This is a genomic window from Pseudomonas sp. 7P_10.2_Bac1 (genome assembly GCF_025465935.1).
Lineage (GTDB): Bacteria > Pseudomonadota > Gammaproteobacteria > Pseudomonadales > Pseudomonadaceae > Aquipseudomonas.
This window is the reverse complement of record NZ_JANLNV010000075.1, coordinates 83,228-102,682: the sequence shown is the minus strand read 5'-3', so window position 1 is coordinate 102,682 and position 19,455 is coordinate 83,228. Positions and strand designations below refer to the sequence as shown.

Genomic DNA, 19,455 nt, shown 5'->3' with positions numbered 1-19,455 from the left:
CTCAAAGAGTTTTCCGTTTCGACTGCGCCGGAAGTGGGGCGAATTATAGGCCACTAAATTTTCGAGTCAAGCCTTAAATTCATAATTCTGTCATAAGCTCTCAAAAGCAGAGGCCAGCCTAACGGCTGGCCTCTCTTCTATATAGCTACAGCGCGAACCTTACAGACTCGGGAATGCAAATTGCGACGCTTCATGGCTGGCACGCTGCGGCCAACGCTGGGTAATCGCTTTACGGCGGGTGTAGAACCGCACGCCGTCCGGACCATAGGCATGCAGATCACCGAACAATGAACGCTTCCAGCCGCCAAAGCTGTGATACGCCACTGGCACCGGCAGCGGAACGTTAACCCCGACCATCCCCACTTCAATCTCGTCGCAGAAAAGACGAGCCGCCTCACCGTCACGGGTGAAAATGCACGTACCGTTGCCGTATTCATGATCGTTGATCAGCTTCATCGCCTCTTCGAGGCTATTCACCCGCACGATGCACAGTACCGGACCAAAAATCTCTTCTTTATAGATACGCATCTCAGGCGTCACGCGATCAAACAGGCAGCCCCCCAGGAAGAAGCCCTCTTCATGATCCTTCACGCTCAGGCCGCGACCATCGACCACAAGCTCAGCACCGGCAGCCACACCATCCTCGACATAGCCGCTGACTTTGTCGCGTGCTTGCCCCGACACTAATGGCCCCATGTCCAGGCCACACGAAGTGCCGGCACCGATTTTCAGCGCCTTGATTTGCGGGACCAACTTGGCTACCAGCGCATCTGCCACTTGATCGCCCACACACACTGCAACCGAAATCGCCATGCAACGCTCACCGCAAGAACCGTAGGCCGCCCCCATCAACGCGTTAACTGCGTTATCCAGGTCGGCATCCGGCATTAGCACCGCATGATTCTTCGCCCCGCCCAGCGCCTGAACACGCTTGCCGCGCTTGGTGCCTTCGGCATAGATGTATTCAGCAATCGGCGTCGACCCAACAAAGCTCAACGCTTTGACTTCCGGCGCCTCAATCAATGCATCCACTGCGCCTTTATCACCATGAACCACACTCAGCACGCCCTTCGGCAGACCGGCCTCATGCAGCAACTGAGCAATAAACAAGGTAGAGCTCGGATCACGCTCTGAAGGTTTGAGGATGAAACAGTTGCCGCACACAATAGCCAGCGGGTACATCCACAGCGGAACCATGGCCGGGAAGTTGAAAGGCGTAATGCCTGCAACCACGCCCAACGGTTGGAAATCCGACCATGCATCAATATTCGGGCCTACGTTACGGCTGTACTCGCCCTTCAGGATTTCTGGCGCAGAGCATGCAAATTCAACGTTCTCAATCCCACGCTTCAGCTCACCCGCAGCGTCTTCCAGAGTCTTGCCATGCTCTTCGCTGATCAATTGAGAAATGCGCGCCTCGTTCTGTTCCAGCAACTGCTTGAAACGGAACATCACTTGGGCACGCTTGGCAGGCGGAGTATTGCGCCAAGCCGGGAATGCGGCCTTGGCTGAATCAATGGCTTTTTGAATCGTTTCGCGGCTGGCCAGCGGCACTTGGTGAATCACTTTACCGGTCGACGGGTTATACACATCAGCGGTACGGCCAGATTCGCTCAGCAATTGGCCATTAATAAAGTGTTGAATGGTGCTCATGGGTGCTCCAAAAAGTTGTCCACAGGCGCGAACGCTGCGCGCCTGCCTCTATTCCCAAAACTGCTTCTATATATAGAAGAATCAGTCAATCTGGTTCAGCGCTTCACCGACCGCATCGAACAAACGATCCAGGTCTTGCGGCTTGCTGTTGAAGGTTGGTCCGAACTGCAGGGTGTCACCACCAAAACGCACGTAGAAACCTGCTTTCCACAACTTCATCGCGGCATCGAATGGACGAACAATCGCATCGCCATCACGCGGAGCAATTTGAATCGCACCAGCCAGACCATAGTTACGAATATCGATGACGTTTTTGACACCCTTCAGGCCATGAATCGCATTCTCGAAATGCGGTGCTACCTCTGCCACGCTCTGCACCAGGCTTTCCTTTTGCAGCAGGTTCAGTGCAGCAAGGCCCGCAGCACAGGCTACCGGGTGAGCCGAATAGGTATAACCGTGTGGGAATTCAACCGCGTACTCAGGCGTCGGCTGGTTCATGAATGTCTGATAGATCTCGGTGCTCGCGATCACGGCGCCCATTGGAATCGCACCGTTGGTGACTTGCTTGGCGATACACATCAAGTCCGGTGTGACACCAAAGCTATCAGCACCAAACATCGAGCCTGTACGACCAAAACCAGTAATCACTTCATCGAACACCAACAGGATGTTGTGTTGATCGCAGATTTCACGCAGACGTTTCAGATAACCCTTAGGCGGAACCAGCACACCGGCCGACCCAGCCATCGGCTCCACAAACACTGCCGCGATGTTCGATGCATCATGCAACTCGATCAGCTTGAGCAGTTCATCAGCCAGCGCCACCCCACCCTGCTCCGGCATGCCGCGAGAAAACGCGTTGCTCGCCAACAGCGTGTGCGGCAAGTGATCCACATCACTCATCGCCTGACCAAACAGTTTGCGGTTCCCGTTTACCCCACCCAGGCTGGTACCCGCGATGTTCACTCCGTGGTAACCACGGGCACGGCCAATCATCTTGGTTTTGGTCGATTGGCCTTTCAGACGCCAGTAGGCACGCACCATCTTGACCGCAGTATCGGCACACTCAGAACCCGAGTCGGTGAAGAACACGTGATTCAAGTTACCTGGGGTCAGGGACGTGATTTTCTCAGCCAACTGGAAGGACAGCGGGTGACCGTACTGGAATGCAGGCGAGTAATCGAGCGTCCCCAGTTGTTTGGCCACGGCTTCCTGGATTTCTGTGCGGGTATGCCCTGCACCGCAGGTCCACAGACCTGACAACGAATCGTAAATTTGCCGACCTTTGTCATCCGTCAGATAGCTACCCTTCGCGCCCACGATAAAGCGTGGATCGCGATGGAAGTTACGGTTAGCGGTGTAAGGCATCCAATGAGCGTCCAGCTTGAGCTGGCTAGTCACTGAGATTTCGGCATTTTCAGGCATGTTCATCGGCAAAACCTCGCAAAGCAGAAAGCGGCGTGGGATTGAAAGCGTTGTTGCAGGTAAGTTGCCACGCCTATAAAGTCGATGAAATCCAACTCTTCTAACCTTTAGTTAGGTCCGGACTAAACTATGAGCAGCCGTCGTCACGATGCACTGGCGCAAGTCAGCGACTTTGATATTCGATTGCTTCGCATCTTTCGCAGCGTCGTGGAATGCGGTGGTTTCTCTGCCGCCGAAACCGTGCTCGGGATAGGGCGTTCGGCTATCAGCCAACAGATGAGCGACCTCGAGCAACGCTTAGGTTTACGTCTGTGCCAGCGAGGTCGCGCCGGTTTTTCTCTGACAGAAGAAGGTCGTGAGGTCTATCAGTCCGCCTTGCAGTTACTGGGAGCGCTAGAAAGTTTTCGCACAGAGGTCAACGGTCTGCACCAACACCTGCGTGGCGAGTTGACGATCGGTCTTACCGATAACCTCGTCACCCTGCCCCACATGCGCATCACTCATGCACTGGCACAACTCAAAGAGCGCGGGCCTGACGTTCAAATCCACATTCGCATGATCGCTCCCAATGAAGTAGAACAAGGCGTGCTCGACGGGCGCCTTCATGTGGGGGTCGTCCCGCAGGCCAGCGCGCTGTCCGGGCTTGAATATCAACCGCTGTACAGCGAGCGCTCACTGCTTTACTGCGCCGTCGGTCATCCCTTGTTTTATGTCGACGACCGTCAACTGGACGACCAGCGCCTCAATAATCAAGACGCAATTGCCCCGACCTTCCGCCTGCCCGCCGATATCCAGGCGCACTATCAGGCCCTCAACTGCACCGCCAGTGCGTCGGACCGCGAAGGTATGGCGTTCTTGATCCTGACCGGGCGCTACATCGGCTACCTGCCCGATCACTACGCCAGCTTCTGGGTTCAACAAGGCCGCCTCCGGGCCCTGAAAGCCAAAACCCGTTTTTATGACCTGAGCCTTGCGTCTGTCACCCGTAAAGGCAGACGGCCACATCTGGTGCTCGAAAGTTTCCTTGAGAGCCTCGAAGCGACACGCTAACGTGAATAGCGGCCTCAAGCCCCCTGTTAATGTTCGGAAACCACATGCCATCGACCCTCATCGGCCTTTGCGAATTCCGCGAAGAAATCCGCAAAAGCCGCTTCATCACCCTTGCCGCTCCCATCACCAGCGCCCAGCAAGCTCAGGACTTCATCGAGCAGCACAGCGACCTGAACGCCACACACAACTGCTGGGCCTGGAAGCTGGGCGACCAATACCGCAGCAGCGATGACGGGGAACCGGGAGGCACCGCCGGGCGACCGATTCTGTCCGCCATCGAAGCGCAAGACTGCGACCAAGTCGTGGTCCTGGTGATCCGTTGGTACGGCGGCATCCAGCTTGGCACCGGGGGACTCGCACGCGCCTATGGCGGTGGCGCCAATAAATGCCTGCAAGGCGCAGAAAAACTCCCGCTCATCAGCCGCGTGGCACTGCACTGCACCTGCCATTTCAGTGAGCTGGCCCTGGTGAAACTGCGTCTGGCCGAGCTCAATGGCCTGCTCATTCATGAGACGTTCACCGCCAATGGCGTTGATCTACAGCTGGAACTCGGTGAAGAACATATCGCAGCCTTGCAGCAACAATTGGCCGGTATCAGCCGCGGCCGAATTCTGTTGCACCCAGACACCTCCCACAGCGACGCTTAATCGCGCGCATGCCCACTCCCCTGCAGTTGCCCACAATCACTGTGCACCCGACTGTGGATAACCTGAGCACATACCGCTGAAGCCCTTGAACTACGGGGCCTCCAGCAGTTTGTACACTTTTTATCCAATTCAATAGCGATTCACGAAAAATATAGACAAAACAATACTTTAGCTCCGTTAATCGCCGTTAGAACAAAGCACCATGGTGCTTATGCCTGCGCAGCCAAGTTGCGCACAGATACTGTGGAACAACCTGTGGATAACCCGTGCAAATGCAGCGCGGATTCAGTGCCCATAACGCTTACTTAATCCTGTACGTTTTTTAATCAGTTCCGGTCATACGGATCCATTCCCCAAGCTCTCCGGTTCATGAGTCCTACTCACTAAATTACGTGAGCGTACATACAGACACTGGGCACTTGCACAGGGAAGGAGTAAAAACAGCAACGGTGACTTCCATTACTTTTCAGAGGGCGGATTCATGGCAGCAAAAAAAGCACTTATCGTTGGAGCCTCACGCGGACTAGGCCTGGGATTGGTCACAGCCCTAGCCCATGATGGCTGGCACGTCACCGCAACCGTTCGTGACCCTCAGCGTGCAGATGCATTAAAGAAACTCGATCACGTGCAAGTCGAACAACTCGATATCGACAACTTGCAAGCCATCAAGTCACTGCAACAACGCCTGAGCGCAGAAGTCTTTGACCTGGTGTTTATCAACGCCGGTATCAAGGGTCCCGACGATCAGACCTCCGGGAGTGCCAGCCTCACCGACATTGGCCAGTTATTCCTGACCAACAGCGTGGCCCCCATCAACGTCGCAAAGGCCTTTGTCACCCAGATCACCAAGGGCAATGGCGTTCTGGCGTTCATGAGCTCACGGCTGGGTAGCATCACTATTCCCAACGCCCCGCAACTGGCGCTCTACAAAGCCAGCAAGGCCGCGCTCAACTCACTGACCAACACCTTCGTGACCCAACTCCCAGAGGAGCGGCCAACCGTACTCTCCCTCCATCCAGGCATTGTGAAAACCGATCTCACCGGTGGCACTGGCGACATTGACGTCGACACCAGCATCCGGGGCATCGTGGAACAGCTCTACACGTACGCGGGAAAAGGCGGGCATCACTATATCGACTACAAGGGTCAGACCATTCCCTGGTAATGATATGAAGGGCAGCCGCATCAGGCTGCCCTTTGCTTAAAGCCCCAGCAGCGACAACATGATGAACGTGGCAAACAACACAAAATGCGTCATGCCCTCAATCGCATTGGTCTCTCCGTCGTTCAAATTAATCGCACACACCACCAGCGTCATCACCACCATGACCGTCTGCACCGGGGTCATTGCCATCTGAAAGGGCTGGCCGGTATACAGCGCCATCGCCTCCATCACAGGCACCGTCAAAATCACAGTGGACAACGAAGCGCCCAAGGCCACATTCACCACCGATTGCATGCGATTAGCCAGTGCTGCCCGCAGTGCGGTCAGAATTTCCGGGGCTGCCGAGATCGCCGCGACCAGAATAGCCGTCACCACCGGCGGCGCCCCCGTCCCCTCAAGCCCCAGATCCAGCGCCTTGGACATCACTTCTGCCAGCGCGCCAATCACAATCACACCCAGGCCCAGAATCGTGACCGACCACTTCACACTGCCAGACGCCCCTTCGGGTTCACGCTTACGGCCCTTTTTCTCCGGGTAGCTGTAACTGAAAAAGTAACTGTGCGGCCCCACCTGCATCCGCAAAAACAAGGTGTAAAGCAGCAGCATCGCGCCGATGGTGAAGGCTGAGTAAATTTTCCAGTCTGACTCGGGGATAAATTCTGGCACCACCATCGACACACCCATGGCCGTCAGAATCATCACGCTATAGGTACGGGCAGAGTCGTCGTTGTAGGACTGCTCGCCATGCTTGATCCCGCCCATCAGCGCGGCCAGACCGAGGATGCCGTTGATATCGAGCATTACTGCCGAATAGATCGTGTCGCGCACCAAGGTCGGCGACGCTTCGTTGCTCATCATGATGGCCAGAATGACCACTTCCACCAACACCGCGGACAACGTCAAGATCATCGTTCCATAAGGATCGCCGACCTTTTCTGCCAACACCTCGGCGTGATGAGCCACCCGCATCGAGGCGCAGACAATGGCGGCGATCAACACGAAACCGCCGACCAAAGCCATTGCCTGACCATTGCCCAATAACCAATGCTCCAGCGGGAAAGCCACACAGGCCATGATTACCGCCAGCAGCAGGAGTTTTTCATCTTTCAATAAAGTCAGCATCGCGCGCCTTTTGCCGAGAGTCGAATACAGGTTGTGAGGTCACAGACTGCCGAAAGTCACTAACGTTTCGTTACATCTTAGTTCACAGATACCTTCTTCGAAGGTGCAGCCCTGCGTCTGAACGGCGGCTGGTGCGACAAATGGCGAGGGCTTTTTTACAAGCTGTGTTGCCGCGCGCCTGTAGAATGCCGCCATCTGCACCTGATCTGATGAGTAAAACGACTATGTATGACTGGCTGAACGCCCTGCCAAAAGCAGAACTGCACCTGCACCTTGAAGGCTCGCTGGAGCCCGAGTTGCTGTTCTCGCTGGCCGAGCGCAACAAGGTCGCCCTCCCCTGGAACGATGTTGAAACCTTGCGCAAGGCCTATGCCTTCAACAACCTGCAAGAGTTCCTCGACCTCTACTACAAAGGCGCGGACGTACTGCGCACCTCGCAGGACTTCTACGACCTGACCTGGGCCTACCTGTTGCGTTGCAAGGCACAGAACGTCATTCACACCGAACCGTTCTTCGACCCACAAACCCACACCGACCGTGGCGTGCCATTTGAAGTGGTACTCAACGGCATCGCGGCCGCACTCAAAGACGGCGAACAGCAACTGGGGATCACCAGCGGGTTGATCCTGAGCTTCCTGCGCCACTTGAGCGAAGAAGAAGCGCAAAAAACCCTCGACCAGGCACTGCCATTTCGCGACGCATTTGTCGCCGTTGGCCTGGACAGCTCAGAAATGGGCCACCCGCCGAGCAAGTTCCAGCGTGTATTCGACCGTGCCCGTCACGAAGGCTTCCTGACCGTGGCCCACGCGGGTGAAGAAGGCCCGCCGGAATACATCTGGGAAGCCATCGACCTCCTTAAAATCCAGCGTATCGACCACGGTGTTCGCGCGATTGAAGACGAGCGCCTGATGCAACGCATCATCGACGATCAAATCCCGCTGACCGTCTGCCCGCTGTCCAACACCAAGCTGTGTGTGTTCGACCACATGTCGCAACACAATATTCTCGACATGCTTGAGCGCGGCGTTAAGGTCACTGTCAACTCAGATGACCCGGCCTACTTTGGTGGCTACGTGACCGAAAACTTCCACGCGCTGCACACCCATTTGGGCATGACGCAGGACCAGGCCAAACGCCTGGCGCAAAACAGCCTGGACGCCCGCCTGATCAAACCGTAAAAACCCAGCCCTGTAGGAGCTTGCCTCGCGATCTTTTTAAAGGATCAAAAGATCGCGAGACAAGCTCCTACAGGGCACTACGCTGCCCTGCCAACTCCGCACACCGCTCAATCAGCATGTCGCGCAGCAGCTTCACCGGTTTACTCAACTGCGCTCGATGGCTGCACAGCAAATTCAATGGCGCGCGTTCGCACGTCAACTCCGGCAATAACACCTTGAGCCTGCCCGCCGTCACATCGTTCGCCACGTCCAGCCACGACTTATACGCAATCCCCGCCCCGGCAATCGCCCACAAACGCACCACATCAGCATCATCACTGAAACGGTCGCCACTCACCGTCAGCCCCACCTCCCGCTTGCCGTCATCAAACTGCCAATGGTCATGCACCCGCGTTCCGAGCATGTACAAGAGGCAATTATGTTGCAGCAGATGTTCAAGCTGACGCGGCTCGCCTTGTCGCGCCAAATAATCGGGGGACGCACACAGCACCCGCCGATTGTCTGTGGCAACCGGCAGCGCGACCAGGCTGGAGTCTTCCGGCTCGCCATAACGCAAGGCGATATCCACCGGCTGGCGAAACAGATCGGCTATCCGATCACCCAACAACAAACGCACCGCCAACTGCGGGTGCTCACGCTGAAACTCGTCCAGCCACGGCAACAGCAGGTTACGTCCAAAGTCGGACGGCGCAGAGAGCTGCAGCATCCCGCTCACCTGATCTTGCCCACGAGCTAAAAGGCGACGTCCTTCATCCAGGCTGCTCAAGGCCGTACGGGCATAATCAAGAAAGCCTTGCCCTTCTGCCGTCAGGCGCAAGCTGCGTGTGGAGCGCGCCAACAATCGAGCGCCCAGTTGCACTTCGATGCGCTTGAGTGCGGCACTGGCCACGGCGGGCGAAAGGTCCATCACCCGCGCGGCCGCCGACAGGCTGCCCAAGTCCGCAGCGCGAACAAATAATTGCAGGTCATCGAAACGCAGCATTCGGCGCAACCCCTGGTGATTATCAAAATAATATTGAAAGAGACTGCTGTTTTAGCCGGTTTTATCCTTCAATGAAATGGTTAATGATCGACCCACTTTCGTACTCACTGCCAGGACTTGTCCCATGAAAGCTATCGCCTACTACCAGTCGCTGCCGATCCAAGACCCCAACGCCTTGCAAGACATTGAGCTGCCAGAGCCGGTGGCGGGCCCCAGAGACCTGCTGGTCGAGGTCAAGGCCATTTCGGTCAATCCGGTAGATACCAAGGTTCGCCAGAACGTACAGCCCGAAGGCGGTGCCGCCAAAGTACTGGGTTGGGATGTGGCCGGGGTAGTCAAAGCCGTCGGCAATGAAGTCAGCCTGTTCAACGTCGGCGATAAGATCTTTTATGCAGGCTCTATCGCTCGTGCTGGCAACAACAGCGAACTGCACGTGGTCGATGAGCGCATTGTCGGGCACATGCCCAAGAGCCTGGGCTTCGCAGAAGCGGCGGCGCTGCCATTGACCGCCATCACTGCCTGGGAACTGTTGTTTGAACGTCTGGGTATCAAAGAAGGCAAGGCCGACGAGCAACAAAGCTTGCTGATTGTTGGCGCTGCTGGTGGCGTCGGCTCGATCCTGACCCAACTGGCCAGCCAGTTGACGGCACTCAAGGTGATTGGCAGCGCCTCGCGCCCCGAAACCCAGGCCTGGGTGCGCGAGCTGGGTGCCGATGAGGTCATCAACCACGCGCAGCCTCTGAGCGAAGAACTCAAACGCCAGGGCATCGACGCGGTAACCCACGTCGCCAGCCTGACGCAAACTGATCAGCACCTGGACCAACTGGTCGAAGCCCTCGCCCCTCAAGGCAAGTTCGCGCTGATCGACGATCCGAAAACCTTCGATGTCACCAAACTCAAGCGCAAGAGCCTGTCCCTGCACTGGGAGTTCATGTACACCCGCCCACTGTTCGAAACACCGGACATGATCGAGCAGCATCACCTGCTGAACCGAGTCGCTGAGCTGATTGACGCGGGTACCTTGCGCACCACTGTGGGCGAACACTTTGGCACCATCAATGCCGCGAACCTGCGCCGCGCACACGCGCTGCTGGAAAGCGGCAAGTCCAAAGGCAAAATCGTACTGGAGGGGTTCTGAACAAAAACTTGGGGATTAAAACGGTCAAATTTTAACCGTCAGTCAGAGACTTGATGCCTGTCATACCTCGTCGTGATTTCAGGCATACACTGGCCACCTTTGCCAACCAAAGGAGGCCAGTCATGAAAATCCTGATAAAGGCGTTAGCAAAATCTCCTGATTGCCAATGGCAGGTTCAAATCGATCAGCAAGCCGTAAACTTTCGCACAAAGGCCGAGGCCAAAGCCTTTGTGGATACATTGCAAACACGCTTGCGGGCCCCGCACACATTGCCCAAACGCTTGGCGGTCTGACTCAGACCGCTTCTTCAGCGGCGACTCGCGCCTTGTACACACGGCGAGTCGCCATCGCGATCGTCACCACCAGCACCCCGCATAAGGTGATGACCATCGCCATCGGCATCGCGCTGCCATCATGCAGAACGCCCACCAATGAAGCCGCTCCGGCTGCCACACTGAACTGTAAAAAGCCCATCATCGCTGAAGCACTGCCCGCACGCGCGCCCTGCCCATTCATGGCACACGCCGCCGCGTTCGGGATGATGCACCCCAGGCTGGCAATGCAAATAAACAGCGGGATAAGCAATGGCCACAACTGCTCAGTGTGCAAGGCGCTGACACCCAGCAAAGCCACGCCCGCTGCCAGATAAACCCAGACCGTACGCGCCAGCAAAAAGGCCGGTCCGCGCTTGGCCAGCAAACGGGAGTTCAGTTGCGCCACCAGGATAAAACCTGCCGCATTGCTGCCGAACAGCCAGCCATAGTGCTCGGCGGGCACGCCGTAGAGTTTGATAAAGACAAATGGCGAGCCGGCGATGTAGGCAAACATCCCGGCCATTGCGATCCCCCCGGTCAACGCATGCCCCAGAAACTCACGTTCCTTGAGCAAACGACCGTATTGGCGCAGCGCGCCAGACAACGGCTGACGAGGCACGTTGGCAGGCAAGCTCTCCGGCAACCCCAATGCCACGGCCACCGCCGCGAGTACGCTGAAGCAGGTCAAGGCGATGAAAATCGACTGCCAGCCATAGAGGTTGACCATCAGGCCACCCAGCATCGGCGCCAGAATCGGTGCCAATCCCATCACCAGCATCAGTTGCGAGAACACCTTGGCCGAGCCCACCGCATCGCACTTGTCACTGACAATCGCACGCGACAGCACTATCCCCGCGCAACCGCCCAGCGCTTGTACAAAACGCGCGCCAATCAACCAATCGAGCGTCGGGGCAAAGGCACAGGCAAATGAGCCGAGGGTGAACAGGCCCACGCCAACCAGCAACGGTATGCGCCGGCCAAAGCGGTCAGCGATGGGACCGTACACCAGTTGGCCAATGGACAAACCCAGGAAATACACCGCGAGGGTGAGTTGGATATGTGTTTCATCGGTAGCAAAGGCCAAAGCCATCGCTGGAAACCCTGGCAAGTAGAAGTCGATCGCCAAAGGGCCAAAAGCGCTGAGCGCGCCCAGAATCAGGATTGTTCTAACGTTCATCAGTTGTCCAAATCGTACTGTGGGTGGCGCGGTACGACAGTCTAGCTGTGGTTGCAGACGATGAACATTAAGTTAGCGAGCTATCTAATCAATCCTCTGTAAAGCGAGCTGCCTCGCGATCTTTTGATCGTTTAAAAGATCGCGAGGTTTTATTCGTCAAGCCGTGGCTGACACCTCAAAACCAGCACCTTCAATCGCGCCGACAATGTCTTTTGCAGGCCGCTCGCTATTGACCTTTACGGTCTTGGACGCCAGGTCCACTTCGACTGTCGACTGCGGATCAAGGTGCTGAATCGCGCCGGTCACGCCGCGCACACAGCCACCACAGGTCATTCCATCCACTTTAAAAGTTTGCATGTCACCGCCTCCTTTGTTTGAGATGAGCCCAGCATCCACCTTGCCATCGTGGCAAGGTCAAGCCCCTTCTTGCGTCAGCCCACTGGCAATCTGCTTCTGGCTCGGCCAAGCTGGATGCCTTGTGATTTCAAAACAGGGTACCGAGCCATGCGCTGGTCCACTTTGAGCCTAGTCAGTGTTTTGAGCCTCGCCGGTTTGCCCCTGTGGGCAGCGGCCGATCAGGACTATGGCGTCCTGATCATTTCTCGCGAGCGCCTAGAAGTCCCCACCAGTTGCGAGGTCGGGGTGTACATCGACGACCAATTGGCCGGGCGCTTGTTTCAAGAGCAGGCGCTGTCCTTCAACTTACCTGCGGGCAATGTAGGTATTCGTCTCAAACTGTTACCCGGTCAGGCGCCAGGTTGCTTGCCCGGCATGCTGGTGCCACCTGCACAGCAACTCACGTTGAAAGCCGGTGATGTGCGCAAATACCGAATCGCCCTCGGGCAAGACGGCATGTACCTCAAACCCGCCAAATTGGAATACTGACTGTAACTCGCGAAATAACCCACAGCAGTGGCCTTGACCTTCCCACGGGGTCAAGGTCGATCCTAGGGACAGATAACTTCTAAAGGAGGACTGCTCGTGCCCACCCAATTCGATCTGCCGATTGAAGGTATGACCTGCGCCAGTTGCGCTGGACGCGTCGAAAAAGCGTTGGCCAAAGTCTCGGGCGTCAGTGCTGTCAGCGTCAATCTGGCCACCGAACAGGCGCGTATCGAGGCCCCTGCCGACAGCTTGCCCGCACTGGTCGATGCCGTGCAAAAGGCGGGTTACAGTGTTCCGGCCCACAGCCTGGAACTGAATGTGGGTGGCATGACCTGCGCATCCTGCGCCGGACGCGTGGAAAAAGCCCTCGGCAAAGTCCCCGGCGTCGAAAGTGTCAGCGTCAACCTGGCCAATGAACGCGCCCACGTTGAACTGCTTGGCCATGTCGACCCCGCCCAACTGATTGATGCCGTCAACCGCGCCGGCTATTCGGCCAGTCTGTACCAAGCGCAAAACCAGAAAGCCGTGCAGGACGATCAGCAAAAACGCTTGCACCGTGAGCGTTGGGCACTGGTACTGGCCATTGCACTGGCGCTGCCATTAGTCCTGCCGATGCTGTTAATGCCCCTGGGGATTCATTGGATGCTGCCCGCCTGGGCGCAATTTGTACTTGCCACCCCGGTGCAATTCATTTTGGGGGCACGTTTTTACTCGGCCGCCTGGAAGGCCGTTAAAGCCGGCGCCGGCAACATGGACCTGCTCGTCGCCCTCGGCACCAGCGCGGGCTACGGCTTGAGCCTGTACGAGTGGGCTATCGCTGCACCCGGCACCACACCGCACCTGTACTTTGAAGCCTCGGCCGTGGTCATCGCCCTGGTGCTGCTCGGCAAATACCTCGAAAGCCGCGCCAAACGCCAGACCGCCAGCGCTATTCGCGCCCTGGAAGCCTTACGCCCGGAGCGCGCCTTGCGGGTAATAGATGGCCAGGAACAAGACGTTGCCATCAGCGACTTGCGCCTCAATGACCTGGTGCAGGTCAAACCCGGCGAGCGTTTCCCGGTGGACGGTGAAGTGGTCGAAGGCCAAAGCCACGCCGATGAGGCGCTGATCAGCGGCGAAAGCCTGCCCGTGCCGAAACAGCCAGGCGATAAAGTCACCGGTGGCGCAATCAACGGCGAAGGCCGCCTGGTGATCAAAACCCTCGCACTCGGTACAGAGACCGTGTTGGCGCGCATCATTCGCCTGGTCGAAGACGCCCAGGCCGGCAAGGCGCCGATCCAGAAGCTGGTGGATAAAGTCAGCCAGATCTTTGTTCCGGTCGTGCTGCTGATTGCCCTCGCCACGTTGCTGGGCTGGTGGCTCTATGGCGCGCCGATTGAGACAGCACTGATCAACGCGGTGGCCGTGCTGGTGATCGCGTGCCCTTGTGCGCTGGGGCTGGCGACACCGACGGCGATCATGGCCGGGACCGGTGTCGCCGCGCGCTACGGGATCCTGATCAAAGACGCCGAAGCACTGGAGCGTGCGCATGAAGTCAATGCCGTGGTCTTCGATAAAACCGGCACGCTGACCTCCGGCAGCCCACAAATCGCCCACCTTGCGGCGCTGGACGGCGATGAAGCAGGCTTGCTGCAAGCCGCCGGCGCCCTGCAACGCGGCAGTGAACACCCCTTGGCCAAGGCTGTGCTGGATGCCTGTGCCGCACGCCACTTGAACGTACCGGATGTGGCAGACAGCCAGTCCCTGACCGGGCGCGGCATCGCTGGCACACTCGAAGGCCGCCGCCTGGCCTTGGGCAACCGTCGCTTGCTCGATGAAACCGGCCTCGCCCCGGGTTCACTGGCAGAGTCCGCAACCGCTTGGGAGCACGAGGGCCGCACCCTGTCGTGGCTGATCGAGCAAAGCCCTGAGCCTCGTGTACTGGGACTGTTTGCCTTTGGCGACACCCTGAAAACCGGCGCGCAGTCGGCGATCGAGCAACTCAATGAGCGCCACATCAGCAGCCACTTGCTGACCGGCGACAACCGCGGCAGTGCACGCGTGGTCGCTGAGGCGCTGGGCATTCGTGATGTCCACGCCGAAGTCCTGCCTGCCGACAAAGCCGCCACCGTGGCCGAGCTGAAAAAAACCGGCGTAGTGGCGATGGTTGGCGACGGCATCAACGACGCCCCGGCGCTGGCTGCGGCCGACATCGGTATCGCCATGGGTGGCGGCACCGACGTGGCCATGCATGCCGCCGGTATTACCTTGATGCGCGGCGATCCACGGCTGGTGCCTGCCGCCCTGGAAATCAGTCGCAAGACCTACGCGAAAATCCGTCAGAACCTGTTCTGGGCCTTCGTCTACAACGTGATCGGCATCCCGCTGGCCGCCTTTGGCTTTTTAAACCCGGTACTGGCGGGCGCGGCCATGGCATTCTCCAGCGTCAGCGTGGTCAGCAACGCACTGTTACTGAAGTTCTGGAAACCCAAAGACCTTGAGTGAGGAGGCAACTGTCATGAATATCGGCCAGGCCGCCAAGCACAGCGGCCTGAGCGCCAAAATGATTCGTTACTACGAGTCCATTGGCTTGCTCAAACCCGCCCACCGCAGCGACAGCGGCTATCGCCTGTACAGCGACGACGACTTACACACGCTGGCGTTTATCAAACGCTCGCGTGACCTGGGGTTTTCACTGGAAGAAGTCGGCAAGCTGCTGACCTTGTGGCAAGACCGCCAGCGCGCCAGCGGTGATGTGAAAGCGCTGGCACGCCAACATATCGAGGCCCTGAATCAAAAGATTCTGGAACTCAGCAGCTTGCGCGACACCTTGCAGGTACTGGTCGAAAGCTGCCAGGGCGATCACCGCCCGGATTGCCCGATCCTCAAGGACCTGGAGTCGGGCAGTTGCTGTGAACACGTCACCCGATGACCCCGTGTGGCTGCCTCGGCAACGGTTACAGTTGCTGTCAAACCACCATCCACAGCACTTTGCCGATCATCAGCACGCTGACCACCGCACACAGCACCGCAAAGCCCTGCTGCATCCGCTGCCCCGAGACTTTCGGGGCTGCCACACGCCCGATGATCATTCCCGCCAACGTGGCGCTGATAAACAGCACACCTTGCTCTGACAAGCTGAAGCCCTGATAGACCAGATGCCCCAGGGTGCCCAGAGACACCAGCGCCACCACCATCAGCGAGGTGGCGACAATCCCGTGCATCGGCACATCACTGAACTTGCGAAAGGCTGGGACGATCAAAAAACCGCCTCCGACGCCCAGCAATCCGGTCAGCAACCCCGAGCTGGCGCCGATCGATGCCAGTGTGGCCGCGCAGCGCAGGTCCCACTTCAGATGTCCGGTCGATGGATTGAGCTGGCAATTTTTCGGCTGCATGTCTTCGTCTGCCGGGCAACCTGCGCGGGCCTTCAAAAACATGCGTGTGGAGACGAACACCATCACACCGCCAAACAAAGCCATCAGCACCGCGCCCGGCAGCAATTTGGCCAGATGCAGGCCCAACGGCGACGCCAGCCAGCCGGCACCGGCCATCAGCGCTGCAGCCTTGTAGCGCACCAGCCCCTTGCGCAAGCCGTCAACCGCACCCACCGAGGCTGCAACGCCCACCGCCATTAACGCCACCGGCGTGGCGTCGACCAACGTCCAGCCCAGGCCCAGCGTCAACGCGGGTATGGCCAGAATACCGCCGCCGGCGCCGGTCAGCCCCAACAGCAGGCCCACCAGCGCTCCCAAGATGATAATCAGCATGGTTGAACTCAGTCCGGCTTGCAGTCAGTAAACCACTCGCGCCCCTTGAGCATCCCTTGCCAGTAGAACCAAGGCAGCAACGTCGCTTTCAGGAGCCAGGCCGACTTGCGCGGCACGGTAGGGTCCATCGGAAATGTCGGGAGCAGTTTTCCGCCGTAGCCGAACTCAGCCAGGATCACCTTGCCTTTCTCTACGGTCAGCGGACAGGAACCATAGCCGTCATAGCGCTTGGGCAGGGCTACGCCTTTGCGCAAAGCAATCAGATTCTCGGCCACCACCACAACTTGCTTGCGCGCTGCGGCCGCGGTCTTGGCATTCGAGGTGCCGCACACATCACCCGCGGCGAAAATCTCGGGGTAGCGCGGATGCTGCAACGTGGCCGGATCGGTCTCAAACCAGCCCGCCTTGTCCGCCAGTTCGCTGCGGCGGATGACATCCGGAGCCTGTTGCGGCGGCACCACGTGCAGCATGTCGAAGCGTTTCTCGATCCGCGTGACTTGGCCATCGGCGCCCGTTACATCGAACCAGGCGGTCTTGTTCGGCCCGTCGACCTTCACCAGATTGGACTGAAAGGCCAATTGAGCCTTGTAGGCTTCAACGTACTTCATCAATGGCGCAACAAAGGTCGGCACGCCAAACAACGCAGCCCCCGCCAGATTGAACTCCACCGATATAGCATCCAGCACACCCTGCTTGCGCCAGTGATCGCACGACAGGTACATGGCCTTTTGCGGCGCGCCGGCACACTTGATCGGCATCCCCGGCTGCGTGAATAACGCCTTGCCCCCGCGCATCGAGCGCACCAGTTCCCACGTGTACGGTGCCAGGTCATGACGGTAATTGGACGTCACGCCGTGCTTGCCCAAGGTTTCTTCCAGGCCTTCAATTTTTTCCCAGGCCAGTTGCAGGCCAGGGCAAACGATCAACTGCTGATAGCCCACCTCGGTGCCGTCACACAACAACACCACTTTGCGCTGGGGGGCGAAGGCACACAGGGACGCCTTGATCCATTGCGCGCCCTTAGGCATCACCTCACCTGTCGAACGCACCGTGTCGCGCACGTCATAAGCGCCACCGCCCACCAGTGTCCAGGCCGGCTGATAAAAGTGCTCGGTGTTGGGCTCGATTACCGCGATGCGCAGGGACGCATCGCGCTTCAACAGGCTCGCAGTCACCGACAGCCCCGCCGAGCCGCCGCCCACGACCACCACGTCAAACTGCCGCACTTCACGCGAGCCCTGGGTCGCCAATTCATACAACTTGGAAGACCGATTGCCGGTGCGGCAATACGCCAATACCGGCTGCGGCAACTCGCTCAGCAACTGACGCAGTTGTTGCGCCTGTTCAGTGGTGGCACCCGAGGTCTGCACCGGTACATACGCAAAACTCAGCCCCAACGCCTCGGCGGCCTGACGCATCGCGCTGTGCTCGGGTTGCTCGGGGCCGCCTTCATGGTCCGGACGGTTGCAGACCACACTGCGAAAACCCTGTGCAGCCAGCGCTTGGAGGTCAGACAGCGCGAGCTGGCCAGACACCGAGAACGAGGCATCGATTCGCTTGATGTTTTGCTCCATTGGGCACTCCAGGCACAACAAAAATGAATGGAATTAGAGGGCGGAGAATGTCGCTGGCAACGGCCTGTATTATTTTTTAAGGGCTTGCCCGCAATACAGGCCAGACAACGTTTGCATCACCGAGACCACTTCGAAACTGGCGAGAGAATAGAAAATATATTTGCCCATCCTGCGGGTATTGACCATGCCCTCATCGCGCAACACGCCGAGTTGTTGCGACAGGGTGGGCTGGCGAATGCCGGTCAGGTCTTCAAGCTCACCGACATTGCGTTCGCCCTGGGTCAGTTGGCACAGCAATAACAGCCGGTCTTCATTGGCGAGGGCTTTGAGAAGGGTGCAGGCTTTGGACGCAGAATCGCGCAGCAGGCCGATCTCTTCACTGGTGAGTTGGGCAGACATGGAGAACTCCGTGACGTAATGGTCGACAGTCTACGTCTCGATAATATATGTTTCAATATATTGAAGTATCTTTTGATTCACGCGAGGCCTTTCATGCACGCCGAAATTCAAGGTTTCTACGACCCCAATACCTCAACCGTGAGCTACGTGGTGTACGAAGCAAACGCCAGCGAGTGTGCCATCATTGACCCGGTGCTCGACTACAACGCCGCAGCCGGGCGCATCAGTACCGACAGCGCAGACAGCATCATCCGGTTTGTAGAAGCCCACGACCTCAAGGTGCAGTGGCTGCTGGAGACGCACGCCCACGCCGATCATTTGTCTGCCAGCGCCTACCTCAAGCAAAAGCTCGGCGGCCAGATCGGCATTGGTTCGGCAATTACCCAGGTACAGGGTGTGTTCCGCGATATCTACAACCTTGAGCCTGAGTTCAGACTGGACGGTTCGCAATTCGACCATTTGTTCGAGCCGGACGAAGTCTTCCATATCGGCCGCTTGCACGTGCGTGCTCTGCATGTGCCGGGCCACACGCCCGCCGACATGGCCTATCAGATCGAACACCACAACATCTTCGTGGGTGACACCCTGTTCATGCCGGATGTCGGCACCGCGCGGTGCGACTTCCCGGGGGGCGATGCACAGCAGCTGTATCAATCCATCAAGCGCCTGCTGGCTTTGCCAACAGACACCCGACTGTTCATGTGCCACGACTACCCACCCGCCGGGCGTGAGGCCTCGTGGTCGACCACGGTCGGCGAACAGCGGGCACGCAATATCCACGTCAATGACAGCGTGGCCTTGGCCGACTTTGTCGACATGCGCACCACCCGCGACGCCACCCTTGGCGTCCCGGCGCTGTTGATCCCGGCGATCCAGGTCAACATTCGCGCCGGTCATCTGCCGCCTGCCGATGAAAGCGGCGTGTGCAGCCTGAAAATCCCGCTGAACCGGTTTTAAAAACTCGCAGGCATAAAAAATCCGGCCCAGGCCGGATTTT

Annotated in this window: 19 protein-coding genes; 10 read left to right on the top strand and 9 right to left on the bottom strand. The window is 58.1% G+C overall.

The genetic code is table 11. The features are described 5' to 3' along the window. Window positions 1–159: 159 nt before the first annotated feature. The gene (locus tag NTD86_RS15725; protein ID WP_262203544.1) at window positions 160–1,653 is read right to left on the bottom strand and encodes a CoA-acylating methylmalonate-semialdehyde dehydrogenase; all 1,494 of its coding nucleotides are present in this window, start codon (window positions 1,651–1,653) and stop codon (window positions 160–162) included. Window positions 1,654–1,734: 81 nt separating this feature from the next. Next, the gene (locus NTD86_RS15720) at window positions 1,735–3,084 is read right to left on the bottom strand and encodes an aspartate aminotransferase family protein (RefSeq protein WP_262203543.1); all 1,350 of its coding nucleotides are present in this window, start codon (window positions 3,082–3,084) and stop codon (window positions 1,735–1,737) included. Between the two features lie 123 nt (window positions 3,085–3,207). Between NTD86_RS15720 and NTD86_RS15715 the strand changes: the two genes are divergently transcribed. From NTD86_RS15715 to NTD86_RS15705, 3 genes are all read left to right on the top strand, one after another. Further along, window positions 3,208–4,128 (top strand): LysR family transcriptional regulator, encoded by a 921-nt coding sequence (locus NTD86_RS15715; RefSeq protein WP_262203542.1) that lies wholly within the window; start codon window positions 3,208–3,210, stop codon window positions 4,126–4,128. A 44-nt stretch (window positions 4,129–4,172) separates the two neighbouring features. Further along, window positions 4,173–4,775, top strand: coding sequence for an IMPACT family protein (locus NTD86_RS15710; protein WP_262203541.1), 603 nt, complete (start codon window positions 4,173–4,175; stop codon window positions 4,773–4,775). 481 nt (window positions 4,776–5,256) lie between these two features. After that, window positions 5,257–5,940: an SDR family oxidoreductase gene (locus tag NTD86_RS15705; RefSeq protein ID WP_262203538.1), complete on the top strand. Its 684-nt coding sequence runs from the start codon at window positions 5,257–5,259 to the stop codon at window positions 5,938–5,940. Window positions 5,941–5,976: 36 nt separating this feature from the next. Here NTD86_RS15705 and NTD86_RS15700 read toward each other — a convergent pair whose 3' ends face one another. Further along, window positions 5,977–7,062 carry a calcium:proton antiporter gene (locus NTD86_RS15700; protein ID WP_262203537.1) on the bottom strand — a complete coding sequence of 362 codons (1,086 nt, stop codon included), beginning with the start codon at window positions 7,060–7,062 and terminating at the stop codon, window positions 5,977–5,979. Window positions 7,063–7,286: 224 nt separating this feature from the next. On the opposite strand from NTD86_RS15700, the gene NTD86_RS15695 reads away from it, so the two are divergent. After that, window positions 7,287–8,240, top strand: a complete 954-nt coding sequence (locus NTD86_RS15695; RefSeq protein WP_262203550.1) for an adenosine deaminase — start codon at window positions 7,287–7,289, stop codon at window positions 8,238–8,240. Window positions 8,241–8,307: 67 nt separating this feature from the next. On the opposite strand, the gene NTD86_RS15690 is transcribed toward NTD86_RS15695, so the two are convergent. Continuing rightward, the gene (locus NTD86_RS15690; protein WP_262203536.1) at window positions 8,308–9,222 is read right to left on the bottom strand and encodes a LysR family transcriptional regulator; all 915 of its coding nucleotides are present in this window, start codon (window positions 9,220–9,222) and stop codon (window positions 8,308–8,310) included. Between the two features lie 124 nt (window positions 9,223–9,346). Between NTD86_RS15690 and NTD86_RS15685 the strand changes: the two genes are divergently transcribed. Both NTD86_RS15685 and NTD86_RS24355 read left to right on the top strand, forming a co-directional pair. Further along, window positions 9,347–10,360, top strand: a complete 1,014-nt coding sequence (locus NTD86_RS15685; RefSeq protein ID WP_262203534.1) for a zinc-binding alcohol dehydrogenase family protein — start codon at window positions 9,347–9,349, stop codon at window positions 10,358–10,360. A gap of 122 nt (window positions 10,361–10,482) precedes the next feature. Then, window positions 10,483–10,653, top strand: coding sequence for a hypothetical protein (locus NTD86_RS24355; RefSeq protein WP_410016985.1), 171 nt, complete (start codon window positions 10,483–10,485; stop codon window positions 10,651–10,653). 1 nt (window position 10,654) lies between these two features. Here NTD86_RS24355 and NTD86_RS15680 read toward each other — a convergent pair whose 3' ends face one another. Together NTD86_RS15680 and NTD86_RS15675 are read right to left on the bottom strand one after the other, a co-directional pair. Further along, window positions 10,655–11,851 carry a multidrug effflux MFS transporter gene (locus NTD86_RS15680; RefSeq protein WP_262203533.1) on the bottom strand — a complete coding sequence of 399 codons (1,197 nt, stop codon included), beginning with the start codon at window positions 11,849–11,851 and terminating at the stop codon, window positions 10,655–10,657. A gap of 156 nt (window positions 11,852–12,007) precedes the next feature. Beyond that, entirely contained in the window at window positions 12,008–12,208 is a 201-nt protein-coding gene (locus NTD86_RS15675) for a heavy-metal-associated domain-containing protein (RefSeq protein ID WP_262203531.1), read from the bottom strand. 147 nt (window positions 12,209–12,355) lie between these two features. On the opposite strand from NTD86_RS15675, the gene NTD86_RS15670 reads away from it, so the two are divergent. The 3 genes from NTD86_RS15670 to cueR all read left to right on the top strand — a co-directional run bounded on the left by NTD86_RS15670 (window position 12,356) and on the right by cueR (window position 15,647). Continuing rightward, a complete protein-coding gene (locus tag NTD86_RS15670) occupies window positions 12,356–12,736 on the top strand; it encodes a hypothetical protein (RefSeq protein ID WP_262203529.1) in 381 nt (126 codons plus the stop codon). A gap of 96 nt (window positions 12,737–12,832) precedes the next feature. Next, window positions 12,833–15,220, top strand: coding sequence for a heavy metal translocating P-type ATPase (locus NTD86_RS15665; RefSeq protein WP_262203527.1), 2,388 nt, complete (start codon window positions 12,833–12,835; stop codon window positions 15,218–15,220). Window positions 15,221–15,233: 13 nt separating this feature from the next. Then, window positions 15,234–15,647 carry a Cu(I)-responsive transcriptional regulator gene (cueR, locus tag NTD86_RS15660; RefSeq protein ID WP_262203525.1) on the top strand — a complete coding sequence of 138 codons (414 nt, stop codon included), beginning with the start codon at window positions 15,234–15,236 and terminating at the stop codon, window positions 15,645–15,647. Between the two features lie 37 nt (window positions 15,648–15,684). Here cueR and NTD86_RS15655 read toward each other — a convergent pair whose 3' ends face one another. The 3 genes from NTD86_RS15655 to NTD86_RS15645 form a co-directional block, all read right to left on the bottom strand. Continuing rightward, window positions 15,685–16,485: a sulfite exporter TauE/SafE family protein gene (locus NTD86_RS15655; RefSeq protein WP_262203523.1), complete on the bottom strand. Its 801-nt coding sequence runs from the start codon at window positions 16,483–16,485 to the stop codon at window positions 15,685–15,687. Window positions 16,486–16,493: 8 nt separating this feature from the next. Continuing rightward, complete coding sequence (locus tag NTD86_RS15650; RefSeq protein WP_262203521.1) at window positions 16,494–18,059, bottom strand: bifunctional protein tyrosine phosphatase family protein/NAD(P)/FAD-dependent oxidoreductase; 1,566 nt, start codon at window positions 18,057–18,059, stop codon at window positions 16,494–16,496. A gap of 69 nt (window positions 18,060–18,128) precedes the next feature. Then, the gene (locus NTD86_RS15645) at window positions 18,129–18,458 is read right to left on the bottom strand and encodes an ArsR/SmtB family transcription factor (RefSeq protein WP_262203519.1); all 330 of its coding nucleotides are present in this window, start codon (window positions 18,456–18,458) and stop codon (window positions 18,129–18,131) included. Window positions 18,459–18,551: 93 nt separating this feature from the next. Between NTD86_RS15645 and NTD86_RS15640 the strand changes: the two genes are divergently transcribed. Then, entirely contained in the window at window positions 18,552–19,415 is an 864-nt protein-coding gene (locus NTD86_RS15640) for an MBL fold metallo-hydrolase (RefSeq protein ID WP_262203517.1), read from the top strand. Window positions 19,416–19,455: the final 40 nt, after the last annotated feature.

Bases quoted from the DNA above. Each gene is read 5' to 3' on its own strand.
- NTD86_RS15715 (WP_262203542.1), top strand. From the start codon at position 3,208: ATGAGCAGCCGTCGTCACGATGCACTGGCGCAAGTCAGCGACTTTGAT.
- NTD86_RS15690 (WP_262203536.1), bottom strand. From the start codon at position 9,222: ATGCTGCGTTTCGATGACCTGCAATTATTTGTTCGCGCTGCGGACTTG.
- NTD86_RS15695 (WP_262203550.1), top strand. From the start codon at position 7,287: ATGTATGACTGGCTGAACGCCCTGCCAAAAGCAGAACTGCACCTGCAC.
- NTD86_RS15670 (WP_262203529.1), top strand. From the start codon at position 12,356: ATGCGCTGGTCCACTTTGAGCCTAGTCAGTGTTTTGAGCCTCGCCGGT.
- NTD86_RS15685 (WP_262203534.1), top strand. From the start codon at position 9,347: ATGAAAGCTATCGCCTACTACCAGTCGCTGCCGATCCAAGACCCCAAC.
- NTD86_RS15720 (WP_262203543.1), bottom strand. From the start codon at position 3,084: ATGAACATGCCTGAAAATGCCGAAATCTCAGTGACTAGCCAGCTCAAG.
- NTD86_RS15700 (WP_262203537.1), bottom strand. From the start codon at position 7,062: ATGCTGACTTTATTGAAAGATGAAAAACTCCTGCTGCTGGCGGTAATC.
- NTD86_RS24355 (WP_410016985.1), top strand. From the start codon at position 10,483: ATGAAAATCCTGATAAAGGCGTTAGCAAAATCTCCTGATTGCCAATGG.
- NTD86_RS15675 (WP_262203531.1), bottom strand. From the start codon at position 12,208: ATGCAAACTTTTAAAGTGGATGGAATGACCTGTGGTGGCTGTGTGCGC.
- NTD86_RS15655 (WP_262203523.1), bottom strand. From the start codon at position 16,485: ATGCTGATTATCATCTTGGGAGCGCTGGTGGGCCTGCTGTTGGGGCTG.
- NTD86_RS15705 (WP_262203538.1), top strand. From the start codon at position 5,257: ATGGCAGCAAAAAAAGCACTTATCGTTGGAGCCTCACGCGGACTAGGC.
- NTD86_RS15680 (WP_262203533.1), bottom strand. From the start codon at position 11,851: ATGAACGTTAGAACAATCCTGATTCTGGGCGCGCTCAGCGCTTTTGGC.
- NTD86_RS15650 (WP_262203521.1), bottom strand. From the start codon at position 18,059: ATGGAGCAAAACATCAAGCGAATCGATGCCTCGTTCTCGGTGTCTGGC.
- cueR (WP_262203525.1), top strand. From the start codon at position 15,234: ATGAATATCGGCCAGGCCGCCAAGCACAGCGGCCTGAGCGCCAAAATG.
- NTD86_RS15710 (WP_262203541.1), top strand. From the start codon at position 4,173: ATGCCATCGACCCTCATCGGCCTTTGCGAATTCCGCGAAGAAATCCGC.
- NTD86_RS15725 (WP_262203544.1), bottom strand. From the start codon at position 1,653: ATGAGCACCATTCAACACTTTATTAATGGCCAATTGCTGAGCGAATCT.
- NTD86_RS15640 (WP_262203517.1), top strand. From the start codon at position 18,552: ATGCACGCCGAAATTCAAGGTTTCTACGACCCCAATACCTCAACCGTG.
- NTD86_RS15645 (WP_262203519.1), bottom strand. From the start codon at position 18,458: ATGTCTGCCCAACTCACCAGTGAAGAGATCGGCCTGCTGCGCGATTCT.